14 protein-coding genes are annotated in these 15,411 nt (G+C 46.0%); 9 read left to right on the top strand and 5 right to left on the bottom strand.

Going from position 1 to position 15,411, the window contains the following annotated elements; all coding sequences use genetic code 11:
- Position 1: 1 nt before the first annotated feature.
- The 9 genes from B3N34_RS04465 (at position 2) to B3N34_RS04425 (ending at position 8,197) form a co-directional block, all read left to right on the top strand.
- Entirely contained in the window at positions 2-1,087 is a 1,086-nt protein-coding gene (locus B3N34_RS04465) for a DUF917 family protein (RefSeq protein ID WP_286975305.1), read from the top strand.
- 17 nt (positions 1,088-1,104) lie between these two features.
- The gene (locus tag B3N34_RS04460; RefSeq protein ID WP_286975303.1) at positions 1,105-2,043 is read left to right on the top strand and encodes a DUF1177 domain-containing protein; all 939 of its coding nucleotides are present in this window, start codon (positions 1,105-1,107) and stop codon (positions 2,041-2,043) included.
- Complete coding sequence (locus tag B3N34_RS04455) at positions 2,044-2,874, top strand: hypothetical protein (RefSeq protein ID WP_286975301.1); 831 nt, start codon at positions 2,044-2,046, stop codon at positions 2,872-2,874.
- Entirely contained in the window at positions 2,867-3,538 is a 672-nt protein-coding gene (locus tag B3N34_RS04450; protein ID WP_286975299.1) for an AroM family protein, read from the top strand. Before B3N34_RS04455 ends, B3N34_RS04450 begins: the two co-directional genes overlap by 8 nt.
- 10 nt (positions 3,539-3,548) lie before the next feature.
- Positions 3,549-4,508 carry an aminopeptidase gene (locus B3N34_RS04445; RefSeq protein ID WP_286975297.1) on the top strand — a complete coding sequence of 320 codons (960 nt, stop codon included), beginning with the start codon at positions 3,549-3,551 and terminating at the stop codon, positions 4,506-4,508.
- A 26-nt stretch (positions 4,509-4,534) separates the two neighbouring features.
- On the top strand, positions 4,535-4,972 hold the full coding sequence (locus B3N34_RS04440; protein WP_286975295.1) for an MOSC domain-containing protein: 438 nt from the start codon (positions 4,535-4,537) through the stop codon (positions 4,970-4,972).
- Between the two features lie 100 nt (positions 4,973-5,072).
- The gene (locus B3N34_RS04435; protein WP_286975293.1) at positions 5,073-5,996 is read left to right on the top strand and encodes an acetamidase/formamidase family protein; all 924 of its coding nucleotides are present in this window, start codon (positions 5,073-5,075) and stop codon (positions 5,994-5,996) included.
- Positions 5,997-6,012: 16 nt separating this feature from the next.
- Positions 6,013-7,341 carry an APC family permease gene (locus B3N34_RS04430; RefSeq protein WP_286975291.1) on the top strand — a complete coding sequence of 443 codons (1,329 nt, stop codon included), beginning with the start codon at positions 6,013-6,015 and terminating at the stop codon, positions 7,339-7,341.
- 112 nt (positions 7,342-7,453) lie between these two features.
- Positions 7,454-8,197, top strand: a complete 744-nt coding sequence (locus B3N34_RS04425; protein WP_286975290.1) for a DUF364 domain-containing protein — start codon at positions 7,454-7,456, stop codon at positions 8,195-8,197.
- Between the two features lie 19 nt (positions 8,198-8,216).
- On the opposite strand, the gene selB is transcribed toward B3N34_RS04425, so the two are convergent.
- The 5 genes from selB to B3N34_RS04400 form a co-directional block, all read right to left on the bottom strand.
- Positions 8,217-10,139, bottom strand: coding sequence for a selenocysteine-specific translation elongation factor (gene selB, locus B3N34_RS04420; RefSeq protein ID WP_286975289.1), 1,923 nt, complete (start codon positions 10,137-10,139; stop codon positions 8,217-8,219).
- Positions 10,136-11,563 carry an L-seryl-tRNA(Sec) selenium transferase gene (gene selA, locus B3N34_RS04415; RefSeq protein WP_286975287.1) on the bottom strand — a complete coding sequence of 476 codons (1,428 nt, stop codon included), beginning with the start codon at positions 11,561-11,563 and terminating at the stop codon, positions 10,136-10,138. The genes selB and selA overlap by 4 nt, the downstream gene beginning before the upstream one ends.
- Positions 11,564-11,642: 79 nt before the next feature.
- Positions 11,643-12,881, bottom strand: a complete 1,239-nt coding sequence (locus B3N34_RS04410; protein WP_286975285.1) for a Zn-dependent hydrolase — start codon at positions 12,879-12,881, stop codon at positions 11,643-11,645.
- Between the two features lie 13 nt (positions 12,882-12,894).
- Positions 12,895-14,061, bottom strand: coding sequence for a M20 family metallopeptidase (locus B3N34_RS04405; protein ID WP_286975284.1), 1,167 nt, complete (start codon positions 14,059-14,061; stop codon positions 12,895-12,897).
- A 32-nt stretch (positions 14,062-14,093) separates the two neighbouring features.
- Positions 14,094-15,290 (bottom strand): hypothetical protein, encoded by a 1,197-nt coding sequence (locus B3N34_RS04400; protein ID WP_286975283.1) that lies wholly within the window; start codon positions 15,288-15,290, stop codon positions 14,094-14,096.
- Between the last annotated feature and the right edge of the window lie 121 nt (positions 15,291-15,411).

Genomic DNA, 15,411 nt, shown 5'->3' with positions numbered 1-15,411 from the left:
TTTGAGCAATAGCGATATCTTGATAACCGAAGATATGGTGGACGCCATAGCCCTTGGCGGTTGCTTGCTTGGCGGAGGCGGTGGCGGTTCTATGGCAGAGGGAATTAAGCTTGCAAAGGCAGCCCTGAAACATGGCAAAGTTTTATTGAAGGATATTAATGCCGTTGACCCCGAATCAGTTGTGTTGACCTCCTCTGCCGTTGGAGCCCCGTCGTCGAGCGAAACCTTTGTGACAGACCAAGATCACCAGCGTACGGTCGAACTGTGTCAAGCGGTAGGCGTTTCTGGGATAAACGCATTCATCACCAACGAGTGTGGAGGAGGATCCATCTTCAACGGGTGGGTGCCGGCTGCTGTTTTAGGTCTGCCGCTGCTTGACGCACCCTGCAACGGGCGGGCTCATCCTACGGGTTTGATGGGTTCTATGGGGTTGCACCGAATTAAAGATTACGTTTCAGTTCAAAGTGCCGTTGGAGGGAATCCCAAAACTGGAAAGCACTTGGAAGCAGTTTTCAAAGGTGCACTAGATTCTGCTTCTTCTTTAGTAAGACAATGTGCGGTCTATGCGGGTGGCCTCGTAGCTGTGTCAAGAAATCCAGTGAAGGCATCCTTCGTAAAAGACCATGGTGCTCCGGGTGCAATAAAGCTGGCTTTAAAGTTGGGTGAGGCCATGATGAAGCTAAAATCAAGCGGCCCACAGGCTATAGCTTCTGCTTTGATGGATATTTTAGGAGGTAACGTAATCACAGCTTCCCGTGTAAAGGATAAGAAACTTGTCTCCGAAGGAGGATTTGACCACGGAAAGATAGTATTGGAAGATGGCCATGAAATTACTTTTTGGAACGAATACATGACATTAGAGTGTAACGGCAAACGTATTAGTACCTTTCCGGATCTTATTATGACGCTTGATGGAGAAAGTGGCATTCCCACAACAAGTGCCGAGGTTCGCAAAGATCAAATGGTAATAGTCGTATCAGCTTCGGCCAAAAACCTAATTTTGGGTGAAGGCATGCGGTGTAAAGAGCTTTTTGAACCGATAGAAAAGGTCATTGGAAAAGAAATAATAAGCTACTTAAAATTTTAATGGGAGGTGTAAATCTCATGTCGCTAAAATGGACCATTGAAGCGATAGATCTTTTAAGCAGTCCTACAGTAAATGGACAAGACGTCAAAGAAGCGCTCATTAAGATAGGGCTTGAAGATGTTGAGGTAAAGTCAGTAACTGGCCCAAATGGGAAGACTGATTTTGTAAAGGTTTGGATACTCGGAAAGGAGGGCAAAAGATCCGGAGGGACTGCTCCAACGCTTGGCATAGTCGGCAGGCTTGGCGGCATAGGCGCAAGACCGGAAAGGCTTGGCTTGGTCTCCGACGCCGATGGAGGCATAGCTGCCGTAGCTACTGCCATGCTTTTAGGTGATATGTATAGCAAAGGAGATATCTTAAAGGGAGATGTTTTCATCTCTACTCACATATGTCCAGATGCCCCCACCCAGCCACACGATCCCGTTCCCTTCATGGGCTCCCCTATCGATATGGCGATGGCTAACAAAGAAGAAATTACCGGCGAGTTGGATGCTGTGCTTTCGGTTGACACGACTCGTGGAAACAGAGTCATAAACCATCGCGGTTTTGCCATATCGCCGACTGTAAAAGAGGGATGGATATTACGCGTTAGCGAGGATTTATTGTCTCTCATGAGTTATATTACCGGGAAAATGCCGGTTGTATTCCCCATAACCATGCAGGATATCACGCCTTATGGCAACGACGTTTATCATCTAAACAGCATAATGCAGCCCTGTACGGCAACTTCTGCACCAGTAGTAGGGGTTGCATTAACGTCCGAGGTGCCGGTCCCGGGGTGTGCCACCGGCGCTACGCAGGCCATGGATATTGACGAGGCGGTTAGGTTTAGCGTTGAGGTCGCTAAGTACTACGGTGAAGGAAAGGTATCTTTTTACGATGCGACGGAATTTGACAGATTAATTTCGCTTTATGGACATATGAGGCACTTACAAACCTTAGGAAAGATAAAATAAATGAAAATTCAAGTTACACTTACCGTAGAAGAGGGGAAAAGGGTTATAGCGAGAGGTATTTCCTCGTTACCGGAAGTCAACCACGTAATGAAGCAAGGGATCTTACTCTTAAAAGGAGGAACAACAGTATCTGCAGTTTCGGAGGACTTGGTTGGGGTTAAGCTAAGGATATCTGGAAGGATAACCGAGAGAGGTGCCGTATCGGCCGAAGGTAATGTTGAAGGCCCGCATTCCATTGTGATTAGAAACGGCAAACCTGAAACGGCGGATGGGCACCTTGAGGAGATAGTATCTCAAATGGGACCAAGCGATTTGGCAATTTGCGGAGCAAACATTATAGATGGGGACGGAAATGCAGCTATAATGGCAGGTCGTTTTTTCGGGGGTGAGCCGGGCAGGATTCTTCCTCTTTTGCATGTCGAGGGAGTGCCTATCATCGTAGCGGCAGGGCTTGAAAAATATTGCCCCTTTTCTTTGAGAGAAGCGATGTCCAGGTGTGGACGAAACGTACCGGATATGTCTATGGGCATGTCAGTTGGATTAGTTCCAATTGTAGGCAAGGTCTTTAGTGAGGTCGATGGCATCTATGCACTGGGTGCCACGCATGTAACGGTGATAGGACGAGGTGGAATTTACGAAGGCGCAGGCAGCACCACTTTTTTGATAGAGGGAGACAAATCGTGGGCTAGCGATTTCACGGAATATATTTGTTCCATCAAAGGTACATCGCCCAGTGGAATCGAGGATTCCTTAAAAGAATGCCTGCGTTGTGGCCCAGGGGCCCAGGATCACTTGAATTGTATTTATAAAGGGAGAATGAACAATGTATAGAATTGGTGCCGTAACAATAGGACAGTCGCCAAGAAGCGACGTTATGGTGGACATAAAACCGATTTTGGGGCCTGACATTGAAATTGTGGAGGCCGGAGCGCTAGACGGACTTGGTAAAGAAGAAATAGCCAAGTTAGCTCCAATAGAAGGAGATTATGTATTGGTAACCAGGCTTCGTGACGGCACATCCGTCAAAGTTGCAGAAAAGCACATCACTCCCCTGCTCCAGGACAAGATCGGCAAGCTTTTTGAAAGCGGCATTCACGTGGTTTTGCTTCTGTGCACTGGAGAATTTCCTGATTTTGGCGCAAATGGTTTTCTTTTGAGACCCCAAAAAATGCTTTTTGAGGTAACCAAGGCAGTTGGAGAAGGTTTGAAGTTAGGCGTATTTACCCCTTCAAAGGACCAAATAGAGCAATCACGCAAACGATGGTCTGCCGTGACAAAGGACCTTCGGATAGTGGCTGCCTCACCTTACGTAGAGTGTGATGCCTCAATAGCAAGGGGCGCTATGGAGTTATCCGAATGGGGAGCGCAAATAATAGTAATGGATTGTATAGGCTACACTTCCAAGATGAAAAAGCATGCAAAAGAAATTACCTCATGTCCCGTTATCTTGGCCAGGACCGTTGCAAGCCGCATAGCCAGGGAATTGCTTGAGTGAGGAAAAGATCATGATGAGCGAACTTAAAAGTTTGATGGAAATTGCAAAGAAGCTTTTAATGGTAAATATGGGCATAGCAAAGGGCGAAAGACTCCTTGTCCTGTGTGATGACGCTACGCAGGGCATCGGCGATGCTATCTATAAGGCCGGCATGGAGGTAAAAGCTAGATCTTTCTTGCTTTGCATGCAAAAACTTGAAAGAAGCGGCATGGAACCCGATGAGCTGGTGGCAAAGGCTATGGCGATGTCGGATGTGATTATGGCACCTACCAGTGCTTCTCTTACCCATACGCAGGCACGGAAAAATGCTTGCAGTTGTGGGGCACGAATTGCTACCATGCCAGGGATCACTGAAGATATGTTTTTTAATGGCCCGATAAATGCCGACTATGAAAAAGTAGAAAAATTGACCAAAAAGGTTACTGTTTTGCTAGATAAGGCAAGATCGGCCAGGATCGTCACCGGAAAGCACACACTTTCGATGTCACTTGAGGGAAGGCACGGCATTCCGAGCACCGGAATATATCGCAATAAAGGAGAATCGGGAAATTTGCCCTCAGGCGAAGCTTACATAGCACCCCTTGAGGGCACTACAACCGGAAGCGTGCTTGTAGACGGTTCTTGTGTTGGGATTGGGCTTCTTGATTCTCCGCTCATCCTGGAATTTGACCAGGGGTTGCTTTTGAACGTGAAAGGCGATTGCGCTGATCGCCTACTCAAGGTATTAGGAGATAACCCCAATGCACGTAATTTGGCGGAACTTGGCATTGGGACCAACGATAAGGCTCGTCTCACCGGGGTTATCCTAGAAGACGAAAAGATATATGGATCTGTCCATATAGCAATGGGAAGCAATGACACCTTTGGTGGAAAAGTTGCCGCAGGCGTTCATGTTGATGCTGTAATGAGGAGCCCTGAACTTTATTTGGATGATATACTTGTCGTAAAGGATGGTAAGATATGGATTTAAGCTATTGAATTAGGAGGTTTTTAGCAATGGCGCGCGTTCTGGCAGTTTGTGTTAGCTCAAGCAGACAGGAACCAAAAAAGCCCGTAGTGCAGGCACTATTTATCGAAGGAAGAGGCATTGAGGGGGATTCCCATTTTGGCATATCATCACGACAGGTCAGCTTGTTGAGATATGAGGATATAAAGCTCGCCGAAAAAGAGGCGGGCTTTTCCTTTCCGCCGGGGTCTTTAGCCGAAAATCTGGTGGTAGAGGGATTGCCCGATGAAATTACAATAGGAAGCCGCCTTAAAATCGGCCGCGATGTGGTCTTGCTTGTAATAGAAAAGGGCAAAAGGCCGGACGAACCTCACACATACGATTACCGCGGATGGTGTCTGCTGCCCAAGGTGGGCTATTTCCTTGAGGTAGTTGGCGGTGGCATTGTAAAGCCAGGAGATGAGGTTGAGCTCGAGGCTCACGGCTAACAGCGATTTGTTGACATAATTTACTTGCTTGACCAAAACATAATTGTGGCTTAAATTTTAATTTACATGCTGTATTGATAAACTAAAAGGAGTGAGCGATATGAACTGCTGTCAAAAACCGGATGTCGTGGTTAGCAGTGAATCTACTTTTTTCTCCTTCGATCCCCAATTACCTCCCGCCGCCACCGTCGATCAAGACGTCTTGGTTCAAATTGAGACAAAGGATTGCTTTTCTGATCAGATCACCGAGGAAGATCAGTTGGTTTCGGAAATAGATTTTTCAAGAATAAACCCGGCCACAGGACCGATTTACGTAAAGGGTGCTAAAAAAGGCGACGCTTTAGCAGTAACCATCCATAAGATAGATCTAAAACAAAAGGGAACTATCGTTACGATACCTAAAGAGGGTGTCCTTGGCGACATGGCAGAAGAAGCCAGAACCGTCATCTGTGATATACATTCCGATCAGCTGAAGTTCAAGCATTTAAATCTGGCTTTAAAAAAGATGATAGGTGTAATAGGCGTTGCCACACCAGAAAATACACCTACGGGTACTCCGGGAAGACACGGCGGGAATATGGATGCCACTGTGATAACGGAAGGTGCCACTGTTTATTTTCCGGTCAGTTGCGACGGCGCTTTGTTCGGCTTGGGGGATCTTCATGCAATGATGGGAGATGGCGAGGTCTGTGTTGCTGCTTGCGAGATCGCCGGCAATGTGACAGTAAGCTTTAAAGTGTTAGATAAATTGGCACCGATGTGGCCCTGTGTTGAAACGAAAGATTGGTTATACATAGTAGTCTCAGATGAAGACATAAACAAGGCTTTTTACGAGGCAACGAGATTGGCGGTAAGAGCTTTTGAAGCTGCATTGGATCTGGATTGGCATGATGCTTACATGCTTGCCAGCATGGCGATGGACTTAGAAATTTGTCAATTGGTCGATCCGCGTAAGACGGTAAGGGCTAAACTTCCTAAAAGCCTAATTTCAGCAGAAAAGCTTTTGGAAGCGATATCCGAGTAATTGGAAGTGATATGTCATGGCTGAAAATCATAGCGAGAATCAGATGGACAAACAAGGGTTAAAACGAGTCTTAAAGATGGGCGACCTAATCGCCTTTGCCATAATAACAATGGTCCCCATAGCCCCCATGGGCATATATGGAGTCGTTGCCGTATTAAGCAAAGGCCACGTTCCCCTTGCATACGTCATAGCTGCTTGCGCCATGATATTTACAGCTTGGGGTTATGGGCAATTTGTGCAACGCTACCCCGAAGCTGGTTCGGTTTACGCATATGTCAGGGAGACGTTTGGAACTAATGTAGGCTTCGTGGCGGGCTGGACGATTTTGCTCGATTACATTTTAATTCCTGCTTTGGTAATTTTAGTTTCGGCCCTGTGGTTACAAGCCCTTACAGGGGTTTCTATGATGATTTGGGCTGCTATCTTTATAATTGCAGCAACTATAACAAATATCTTTGGCATCGAACTTACGGCAAAGGCTTCGAACATATTGTTTTATATCGAAGTTTTTGTCCTGATTGCTTTTATTGCCACAGCAGTTTATAAAATTACAACAGATCCTGCCTTGTCCTTTACGCTGCATCCTTTCTACAACCCAGACAGTTTTAACTTTCACGCAGTACTTACCGGGACATCAATAGCAGTCTTAAGTTTTTTGGGCTTTGATATTATGACTACGTTAGCTGAAGAAACAATAGAAGCTAGAAAAATAGTCAGCAAAGCAGTGGTCCTTGTAATTCCCATAATAGGTATCATGTTCGTCTCGCAAACCTATTTGGGTGCAATCATTCATCCCGGATACGAATTTGCAGATCCGGACGTTGCTTTTTATTACATAGCTCAGGAAGCCGGTGGTAAGATATTGCAAATGCTTTGTCTGCTTGGCACCATTTTGGCATGGGGTATAGGAGATACGATAGCAGCTCAAGCAGGTATATCCAGGGTCCTGTACTCCATGGGAAGGCAGGGACATCTTCCCAGAATATTCTCAAAGCTGCATCCCAAATATAAAACCCCTTACGTTTCAACCTTGATAGTGGCGCTTATAACTGTCCCGCTTGTATATTTGCTCACCCTAAAGGACCTTTCTTCTCTCGTTAACTTCGGAGCCTTAACAGCGTTTGCATTGATGCACATAGCTTTGATCTACAGGTTCGTCAAGGTCGAACGGAAGCTCTCCCATGTCATAATGCCCTTTCTAGGCTTTTGTATAACGGGGGCTGTCTGGTATGGTCTTGACATTTTAGCCAAGGGTGTAGGCGTTATATGGATAGTGATTGGAATCATTTACCTTGCCATAATTACCAAAGGTTTCAAGGTAAAGACCGTGCTCCCCGTGGATTGACGATCGCTTTTTGAAAACGGGCTTGATGTATTTTTCATGCAACTATGTTACACTATGATCATGATTAACAGACAAGCCCGTTTTTCTTTATTTGTAGGGAGGTAGATAAAAGGTGATCGTCCAAAAGCTCATTGCCTCTCTTGAGCTTAAGCTTTCAATGTTGACTGTAAAAAAAGTCATTATTGGTTTGCGGTACACCTGCGTGGTATTGTCCGATGGCAGCTGTGGCCTGGCTGCTACTTTGGATGAGAGACAGTGCTGCAACAAGTTTAATTGGTCGGGTCCTTTGGCGGGGAGGCCTGCTTTAGAGCTGGCGCGAGGTTTGGCGACGGCAGATCCCATAGCGTCCTCCATAGGTCTTGCGACGGTAAACGCCGTGTTTTCTGAAGATGCGCCCCTTCAGGAGATCGAACCAATAGAATTATTGAAAATAGACAAAGATGATGTCGTTGGGATGATTGGAAACATTGCTCCTTTGGCCCGCCATATTGCAGAGCGGGCAAAGGAGCTGCTTATATTTGAACGAAACCCTTCGCAACAATCCGAAAATGTGCTTCCCGATTGGGCAGTGGAGTGGGAACTGCCACGCTGTGATGCTGTCTTTATAAGTGGCACCGCTTTTATCAATAAGACCATAGACCATTTGCTCGACCTTTGTACAGGTCGTGTTGCGATCATCGGGCCTTCTACCCCACTATGGCCTGAGTTACTAGGCGATATTAGCCTCAAGCGCATTGTAGGGCTGTTTGGCGTTAAGGTATGCGATCCAGAACTTGTATGCCAAATTGTAAGCGAAGGCGGCGGTACTCACGCCTTGCTAAAGCATGGGGCAGTAAGGGCTGCGTTTGCATCCTAACACCGTGCTAACAGCTTATTCACTGCGTCTTTTTGAGTAAAACTCTCTTATCCCCTATCCTTCTCGTGATGCCACGGGCATCGAAGTCCTCGAGAAGTGGCAGTATGTATTTTCTGCTGACGTTAGTGGTATCCCGCATGGAAGCTATGGTTATCTCAGGAAGAGTGCGCAAGATATCCAAGGCTTTTTCTTCGATTCTTTTGGATAACAAAAACTCTCCGCCAATTATTCTAATCTCTCCCTTCTGTTTTGCGACGTCGAGTGTTCTGTTCATCCTGTTTTTATCCCAATTTAATTCCTTTATTGCTTCTTCTAGAGAGGGGAACTGAAACCCCTTGTTTTCACAATAGGAAAGCAGTTTATCTTTATCTTTGAGCATGTCTTCATCCAACACCGGCGAGGCTCCGGGAAGCCTTACAATCTCTCCGTCAGTCTCTATTAGACCTCTGTTTACGAAAAGCCTTAGCAGTTCCTGAGACTGTCTTTTCGTGAGCGATATCTCTAAAGCTGCTATTAAATCCGAGGCTTTCATCCCGGCCAAATGGGAATTTTTCTCGTGAAAACGATTCAATATGTCCAGAAGGGATCTCGTCAATCTCTCGTAATATGGGAGAGATATTAAAAGAGGTTGTTCTCCCGATTCTATAAAGATTATTCCCAAACCCCCCGCCTTGTTTAAAGTGAGCTTTAATTGTTCGGGCGTTAGCTGGCTCAAGATGATCGCTTCGTTGAAGGGGAGAAGGCCAATCCTTTCTAAAATTACTGCAAATCGTTCTGCAGGATCTTTTGCTTGGGCAAGCTTGTCTAAAAAAGCCAAAAGTTCTGTTCTTGCCTTTCTTCCCCTCGGTTTTTTATCGTAAGGGAAGAGAATTTCGCCTCCTCCAATCGTCCTAAGAGGTGTATGTGCCCGGAGGATAAATCGTTGTCCCATGTGAGCAACTATCGGCTCCTTCAAGACCAGCTGCCCAAAGGCCTCATCCTTGGGCAAAAGTTTGGTATCCTTCAGAAGCGCTACTCTAGCCATTGTTTCGGAAGTTCCTATATGAAGATGTACTTGTTGCCAGTGCTTTAGCGGTTCCGGCGTAGAGGCAAGCAGGGTTAATTTGACGTCAAGGCACTGTGTGGTTTTAAACAGACCGCTTGAACAGGCCACATCTCCCCTTTCAAGCTCTGTTGATTTGATGTTGGGCAGGTTTAAGGCTGATCTCTGTCCCGCTAATGCTTCCTGGACTGCTTTACCGTGTACCTGAATTGAACGAACTTTGGAATTCTTGCCCAGAGGAAGCACGTCAAGCGTATCTCCTATTTGAGTTTTCCCCTTATATACCGTTCCCGTTACTACGGTGCCAAAACCTGCTATAGGAAAGCTCCTATCGATAGGCATGAAAAAGGGGCCATCTGTGTCGCGCGGTTTAATTCGATCTACCGTCCCGTCGATGACTTCGAGGAGCCTGTCTAAATTCGTCCCCTTCGTTGAAGAAACGCACACCATTGGTTTCCCCTCAAGGAAGGTACCCTTGACCAAATCCTCTACGTCCGATTTTGCAAGCTCGAGCATCTCTTCATCCACAAGATCCGCCTTGGTTATAGCGATCAATCCCTCTTTAATGCCCAGCAAAGACAGAATCTCCAGATGTTCCCTGGATTGGGGCATTACCCCTTCATCGGCGGATATGACCAAAATAACAGCATCAATTCCAGTGGCGCCGGCCACCATCTGTCTGATGAAGCGTTCGTGCCCCGGGACGTCGACGACGCTTACAATTCGACCGCTCGGCAGCGTTAAAGGAGCAAATCCGAGCTCTATCGTGATGCCGCGCCTTTTTTCCTCACTAAGCCTATCGCAGTCCACCCCTGATAAAGCCTTTATTAAGGTGGTTTTCCCATGATCTATATGTCCTGCCGTGCCGAAGACTATTGTCGTCTCAACAGGTTCAGTCATTGCGGATTCCCCCACGATAGAAGCTCTTTTAAGCGTCCTTCGATCTCTGAAGAGACAAGAGCATCTTCGCCATCTCCCATCGTGCGAACGTGAAAGATGATCCTTTCCTGATCTACGTTTGCTACCACGGGAGTATCCAGTTGTCTTAGAAGGGTCGCGAACTTAGAAGGGCCGATAGTATCAGGAGGTGTTATCGCCACTCCGAAACTCCTTAATTCGTCGTCAGGGAAGGCTCCTCCTCCTACCAAGTCCTTAACTTCGATGACCTCAACCTTCCAGCCGTCGTCTTTTGAAAGGGTACCTCGAAACAAATTAGCTAAATTGTCTGCTTTGGCCTTTAATCTCTCAAGATCCGTCATTATCATGGCTAATGTTGGGATCTTTGCATAATCCTCCCTTAGATATATCCTCAAGGTGGATTCCAATGCGGCCAAGGTCATCTTATCTACCCTCAGAGCGCGAAGCAATGGATGCTTTTTGAGCTTTGATATGAGATCTTTCTTTCCTACAATGCCCCCGATCTGCGGTCCGCCGAGCAATTTGTCGCCCGAAAAGGTCACGATATCTACGCCTTCTTCTATGCATTGACCTATCGTCGATTCGCCTTTAAGGCCATAGACTGAAAGGTCCACCAAAAATCCGCTTCCTAAGTCTTCCATGACCAATAGCCCTCTGGAATGAGCCAACTCAGTCAGCTCCCTTCTTCCCACCTCCAAATGGAAGCCGACTATCCTGTAATTGGAGGGGTGGACCTTTAATACGATGCGGGTGTTTTCGTTTATGGCCCTCTCGTAGTCGTAAAGGTGAGTCCTGTTTGTGGTGCCCACTTCGATCATCTTGGCTCCGGAAAAGGACATGATGTCGGGTATTCTAAAGGATTCTCCTATTTCAATTAGCTCTCCCCTGGATATTATCGCTTCCCCATCGCCGGCAAGAGCTGTTAAGCATAAAAGAACCGCAGCTGCGTTGTTGTTCACAACTAAAGCTGCCTCGGCGCCTGTGAGTTGGCACAAAATCCATTCTACGTGATCATATCTGTGTCCTCTTTTGCCCCTTTCAAGATCGTACTCCAGATTGCTGTAGCGGCTTGATATAAGTCGCACGTCGGATGCTGCGTCATCGGCGAGACAGGACCTCCCAAGGTTTGTGTGCACTATGACGCCCGTAGCATTCACTACGGGCGTCAAATTGTGTCGTGAAGCTTTGTCTAAAGCCTTTCGGATCTCATCGTACAAAAATTTGAGATTTACGTCTCTTACATTTCCGCGGAGCACTTCGTTTCTGTAATTTTCGAGCACTCCTTCGATAATTAATTTAGTTGTTTTGCGTCCTAGGAGTGTGGAAAATCCTTCAACCCACTCCAAAGCCAGTAACTTGTCCATAGATGGTATTGTACGTAAAATCTTGCTCACATCTTCATGCATTTTTCGATCAACGCCCCACTTTGAGAAGTTGTCATTAATATTAACGTAATTTCGGGGCTGTGTTAATACATATAATTATTTATTGGGCTACATCCAAGAGGGCATTGACCAAAACATCGCATCCGCGCTTCAAATCATCGTATTTGGTGTCCTCTTCAGGTGCGTGACTTATACCTTCTATGCTCTGGACGAATATCATGCCCACGTCGGTTACTTCTGTAAAGAGTGCCGAGTCGTGTCCAGCTCCACTGTGCATTCTCAAGTACTTAATGCCGAGTTTTTCAGCGGCATTTTGAATGGCTGAAATCACCTTGTCAGAAAGTTTGACCGAATCGGATTCTCCTACCAGGTCTATGGAGTAATTTAATCCATGCTCTTCTGATACTTGTCTGACCTTTTCCCTGAGCAGCTGCTCTATCCTTTCGATGCCCTCTTCTTTTATATCGCGTATATCGACGGTGAAAGTTACCTTGCCGGGTATTACGTTGGTTACGTTGGGGAAGCACCATATTTTGCCCACGGTGGAAACGGTCGTATCAAAGACATCTTCTTTGGCGCAATGTTCAATAAATGTAATTATTTTGCTGGCTCCCACCAGTGCGTCATGCCTCATGTTCATTGGCGTTGTCCCTGCGTGGTTAGCCATTCCCTCAAGGGTTAGGGAAAGCTGTTTTATGCCTACAATGGCTTCCACAAAGCCAACGGGAATAGATTTTGAATAAAGGATTTTGCCCTGTTCGATGTGAAGTTCGAGCAATGCCTTCAAGTCGCCCTTGCGCAAGACGTATCTTTCAAGTTCATCTGGATTTAGGCCGAACCTTTTGGCTGCTTCGTAGAAAGAGAGGCCCTCGTCGTTTTTAAGCTTCTTTAAGTCTTCAAGAGTGTATTTTCCGACCAAAGCCTTGCTCCCTACGAGGCCGCCGCCAAAGGAAGAGCCCTCCTCCTCAACAAGGGCTATCATCTCGAGCGAATGTTTGGGTTGCACCTTATGTTCTTTTATTACCGTCAAAGCTTCCAAGGCTGCCACAACTCCCGCTGCTCCATCGAATTTTCCGCCATACAAAACCGTATCAATATGAGAACCGAACATCACGGGAGGAAGGTCGGGCTCCCTGCCCTTTAATTTAGCCCTGAAATTGCCTATGGGGTCGACTGAAACCTCCAACCCTAGGGATTTGCACCTCTCCGCCAAATAATCTATTGCCTTTTTGTGTTCGGGCGAAAAGGACAATCTTGTACAACCTTTTCCGGGTGTTGAGTTAAATGTATTTAGCGTTTCAATATGGTCTTTGATTCTCTCAAGGTTTGTCTCAAGCATTTTTTCATCTCCTTCAGTTTTGATTTAAATAGTCAAGGGCATATTGAAGATAAAGTGCTACACCGATCTCCAGGACATCTTCGTCCAAATCAAAGTTGGGGTTGTGATGGGGATAAGTTGTACCTTTTTTCTCGTTGCCGATTCCTACAAGGGCGAATACGCCTGGGGCTAATTTAAGATATTCTGCAAAATCTTCTCCGCCCATGACCTTTTCATATTCTACCAAACCGTCCTTGCCAACAATTTTTTCAGCGGCTTTTGCTGCAAGAGATGAACTTTCGGGGTCGTTGATAACGGGGGAAGTGGCAAATTTATAATTAACGTATGCTTCAGCCCTGTATCCTACAGCAACCTGCTTGGCTATCCTTTCTATGGCTTGGGGTAAAACATCCTTGATCTTGGGGTTGAAGTACCTGTTTGTTCCCTCGAGTTTTGCCTCGGAGGCCAGGACGTTAAATCGAGTGCCGGCGACAAGTTTCCCCACCGTTACAACTAGAGGCTCAAGTGGCGTAAACTCCCTGCTGACGATTGTTTGGAGGGCCATTACTATGTTTGAAGCCACTACGACGGCGTCAACTCCTTCGTGGGGCGCAGATCCGTGCCCACCTTTGCCCTGGACGGTAATATCGAAGACATCCACAGCGGCCATTCTTGGCCCAGCTTCGACGGATACCTTTCCCGTGGGCAAACCGCTCCAAAGATGCATTCCGAATATGTTGTCTACTCCATCCATAGCTCCGTCGTCTATCATCCTAAGCGCACCTTGGGCGACCTCCTCTGCCGGCTGAAAGATTAGCTTCACGGTTCCCGGCAGCTCGCTTTTAATTTCCGATAAAATTTTGGCAACTCCCAACAGCATTGCAGTATGGCCATCATGTCCACAGGCATGCATGAGGCCTTCGTTTTTGGATTTATAGAGCTTGTCGGTTTTTTCGGAGACTTCGAGGGCATCCATATCGGCCCTTAAAGCTACGGTTTTCCCGGGTTTTCCTCCTTTTTTAGTTGCGATTATTCCCGTTCCACCTGCGTTTATATTGAGGATGCCCATCTTATCCAGCTCTTCTTTAACCCTCCGCGAGGTCCTTATCTCTTCGCCGGATTTTTCCGGATACATGTGGAATTCCCGTCTCAGTTCTATTACGTAATCCTTTACTTCTGCTGCCAGATTTTTTATGTCCATTTAAACCATGACACCTCCGTGAATAATTATTTTTACAGTAAGTTTACGAATATACCCGCTAAAATTACCGAAGCGATAGTAACAGTGGTGAAACCGCCCACTAACATCTTTGGTAATAAGGAATCCATTAAAAATTTAAATTCCTCAGGATTTTCGGCGAGTGCCTTGGAGGCTTCCTCAGTTAATACGTAATTGGGAGGGAAGCCGTAAAGGGCAGTAAGCGCGCAGGCAAAGGACATTTCCTTAGAATAACCAAGGAGTTTTCCCAGAGCCATGGAAAACAGGGCCATGCCCGTAACGCCTATTACTATTATTCCAAAAAGTGGTCCGACGAGGCTAACAATCATATTTGGGGTGGCTTTGGCCAAACCTGCAAATATAAAGGCCATCAAAGTGGTCATCATAAACCCGAAAGAACCAGACTGATCGAGGGGTCTACGCTCGAGAAAGCCGATTTCCGCAGCTATAACGCCAAAGATGAGGCATATCACGAAACGCGAAACTACTTCGTTTATGGCCGTTGCCGTTATAGCCGATGCCCAAGCCACTATGCCAAGCTTGAAAAGGTACATGTAAGTCGTCCTATATTTGGGCGGTATTTCAGGGATAATTTGAAGTTTTGACCTTTTCTGTGTAGCGTCTGATGGCCCCTTTGAGGTAGAGGTTTCTGCCTTAATTTCTCCCTTTCTGAAAGCTGCCAACAGCCTCTTCCCCTCACGTTTTAGAGCAATTGCCGTCAGAGGATAACCAAAAAAGCCCTGCGTAACATACATGACTATGGCTAACACCGAAAGCTCAACCAATCCCTTTTCCATGGCGGCATTTTGCATCATTAGGGCTGCTACGATTCCTCCCGTAAGTGGAGGTGTTGATATCACAACGGCTTCCCAACCAAATAAGTATTTGCCGATCGTTAAAGTTCCCAAAGATATTCCTATGATTCCCCCTAGAGAAATTACGACGGTTCTCCACTGTGCGGCCAATTCCTTTATATTCAACATTGTTCCCATGTGAACCAATAATAAATACATGGACAACGTAGCCAAAGGTTGCCCTAAACAGGCCAGATCGATCAGATTTTCTGGTAAAATGGTCCAGAAGCCCAATAAAAATAGGACTGCAGCGACGAAAACAGAAGGAACAAAGGCTTTGGTTTTAGTAGAAATGAAGTCACCTATGTAAAGAATAAACAAGACAATAGTAAAAGCTGCAATTAAATCGAAGTTCATAAAAGATTCCTCCTTTATTTTTTATTTTGCCTCCGATCATATTGGCTATAGTTATATCATATTTTTTTGAATAAGTAAGATTTTAGAATATTCTGATATAGTTTTTATTATTATTATTTTA

It is taken from the genome of Acetomicrobium sp. UBA5826, from assembly GCF_002433005.1.
In the GTDB taxonomy this organism is placed as follows: domain Bacteria; phylum Synergistota; class Synergistia; order Synergistales; family Acetomicrobiaceae; genus Acetomicrobium.
This window is presented reverse-complemented; position numbering and strand designations above follow the sequence as displayed.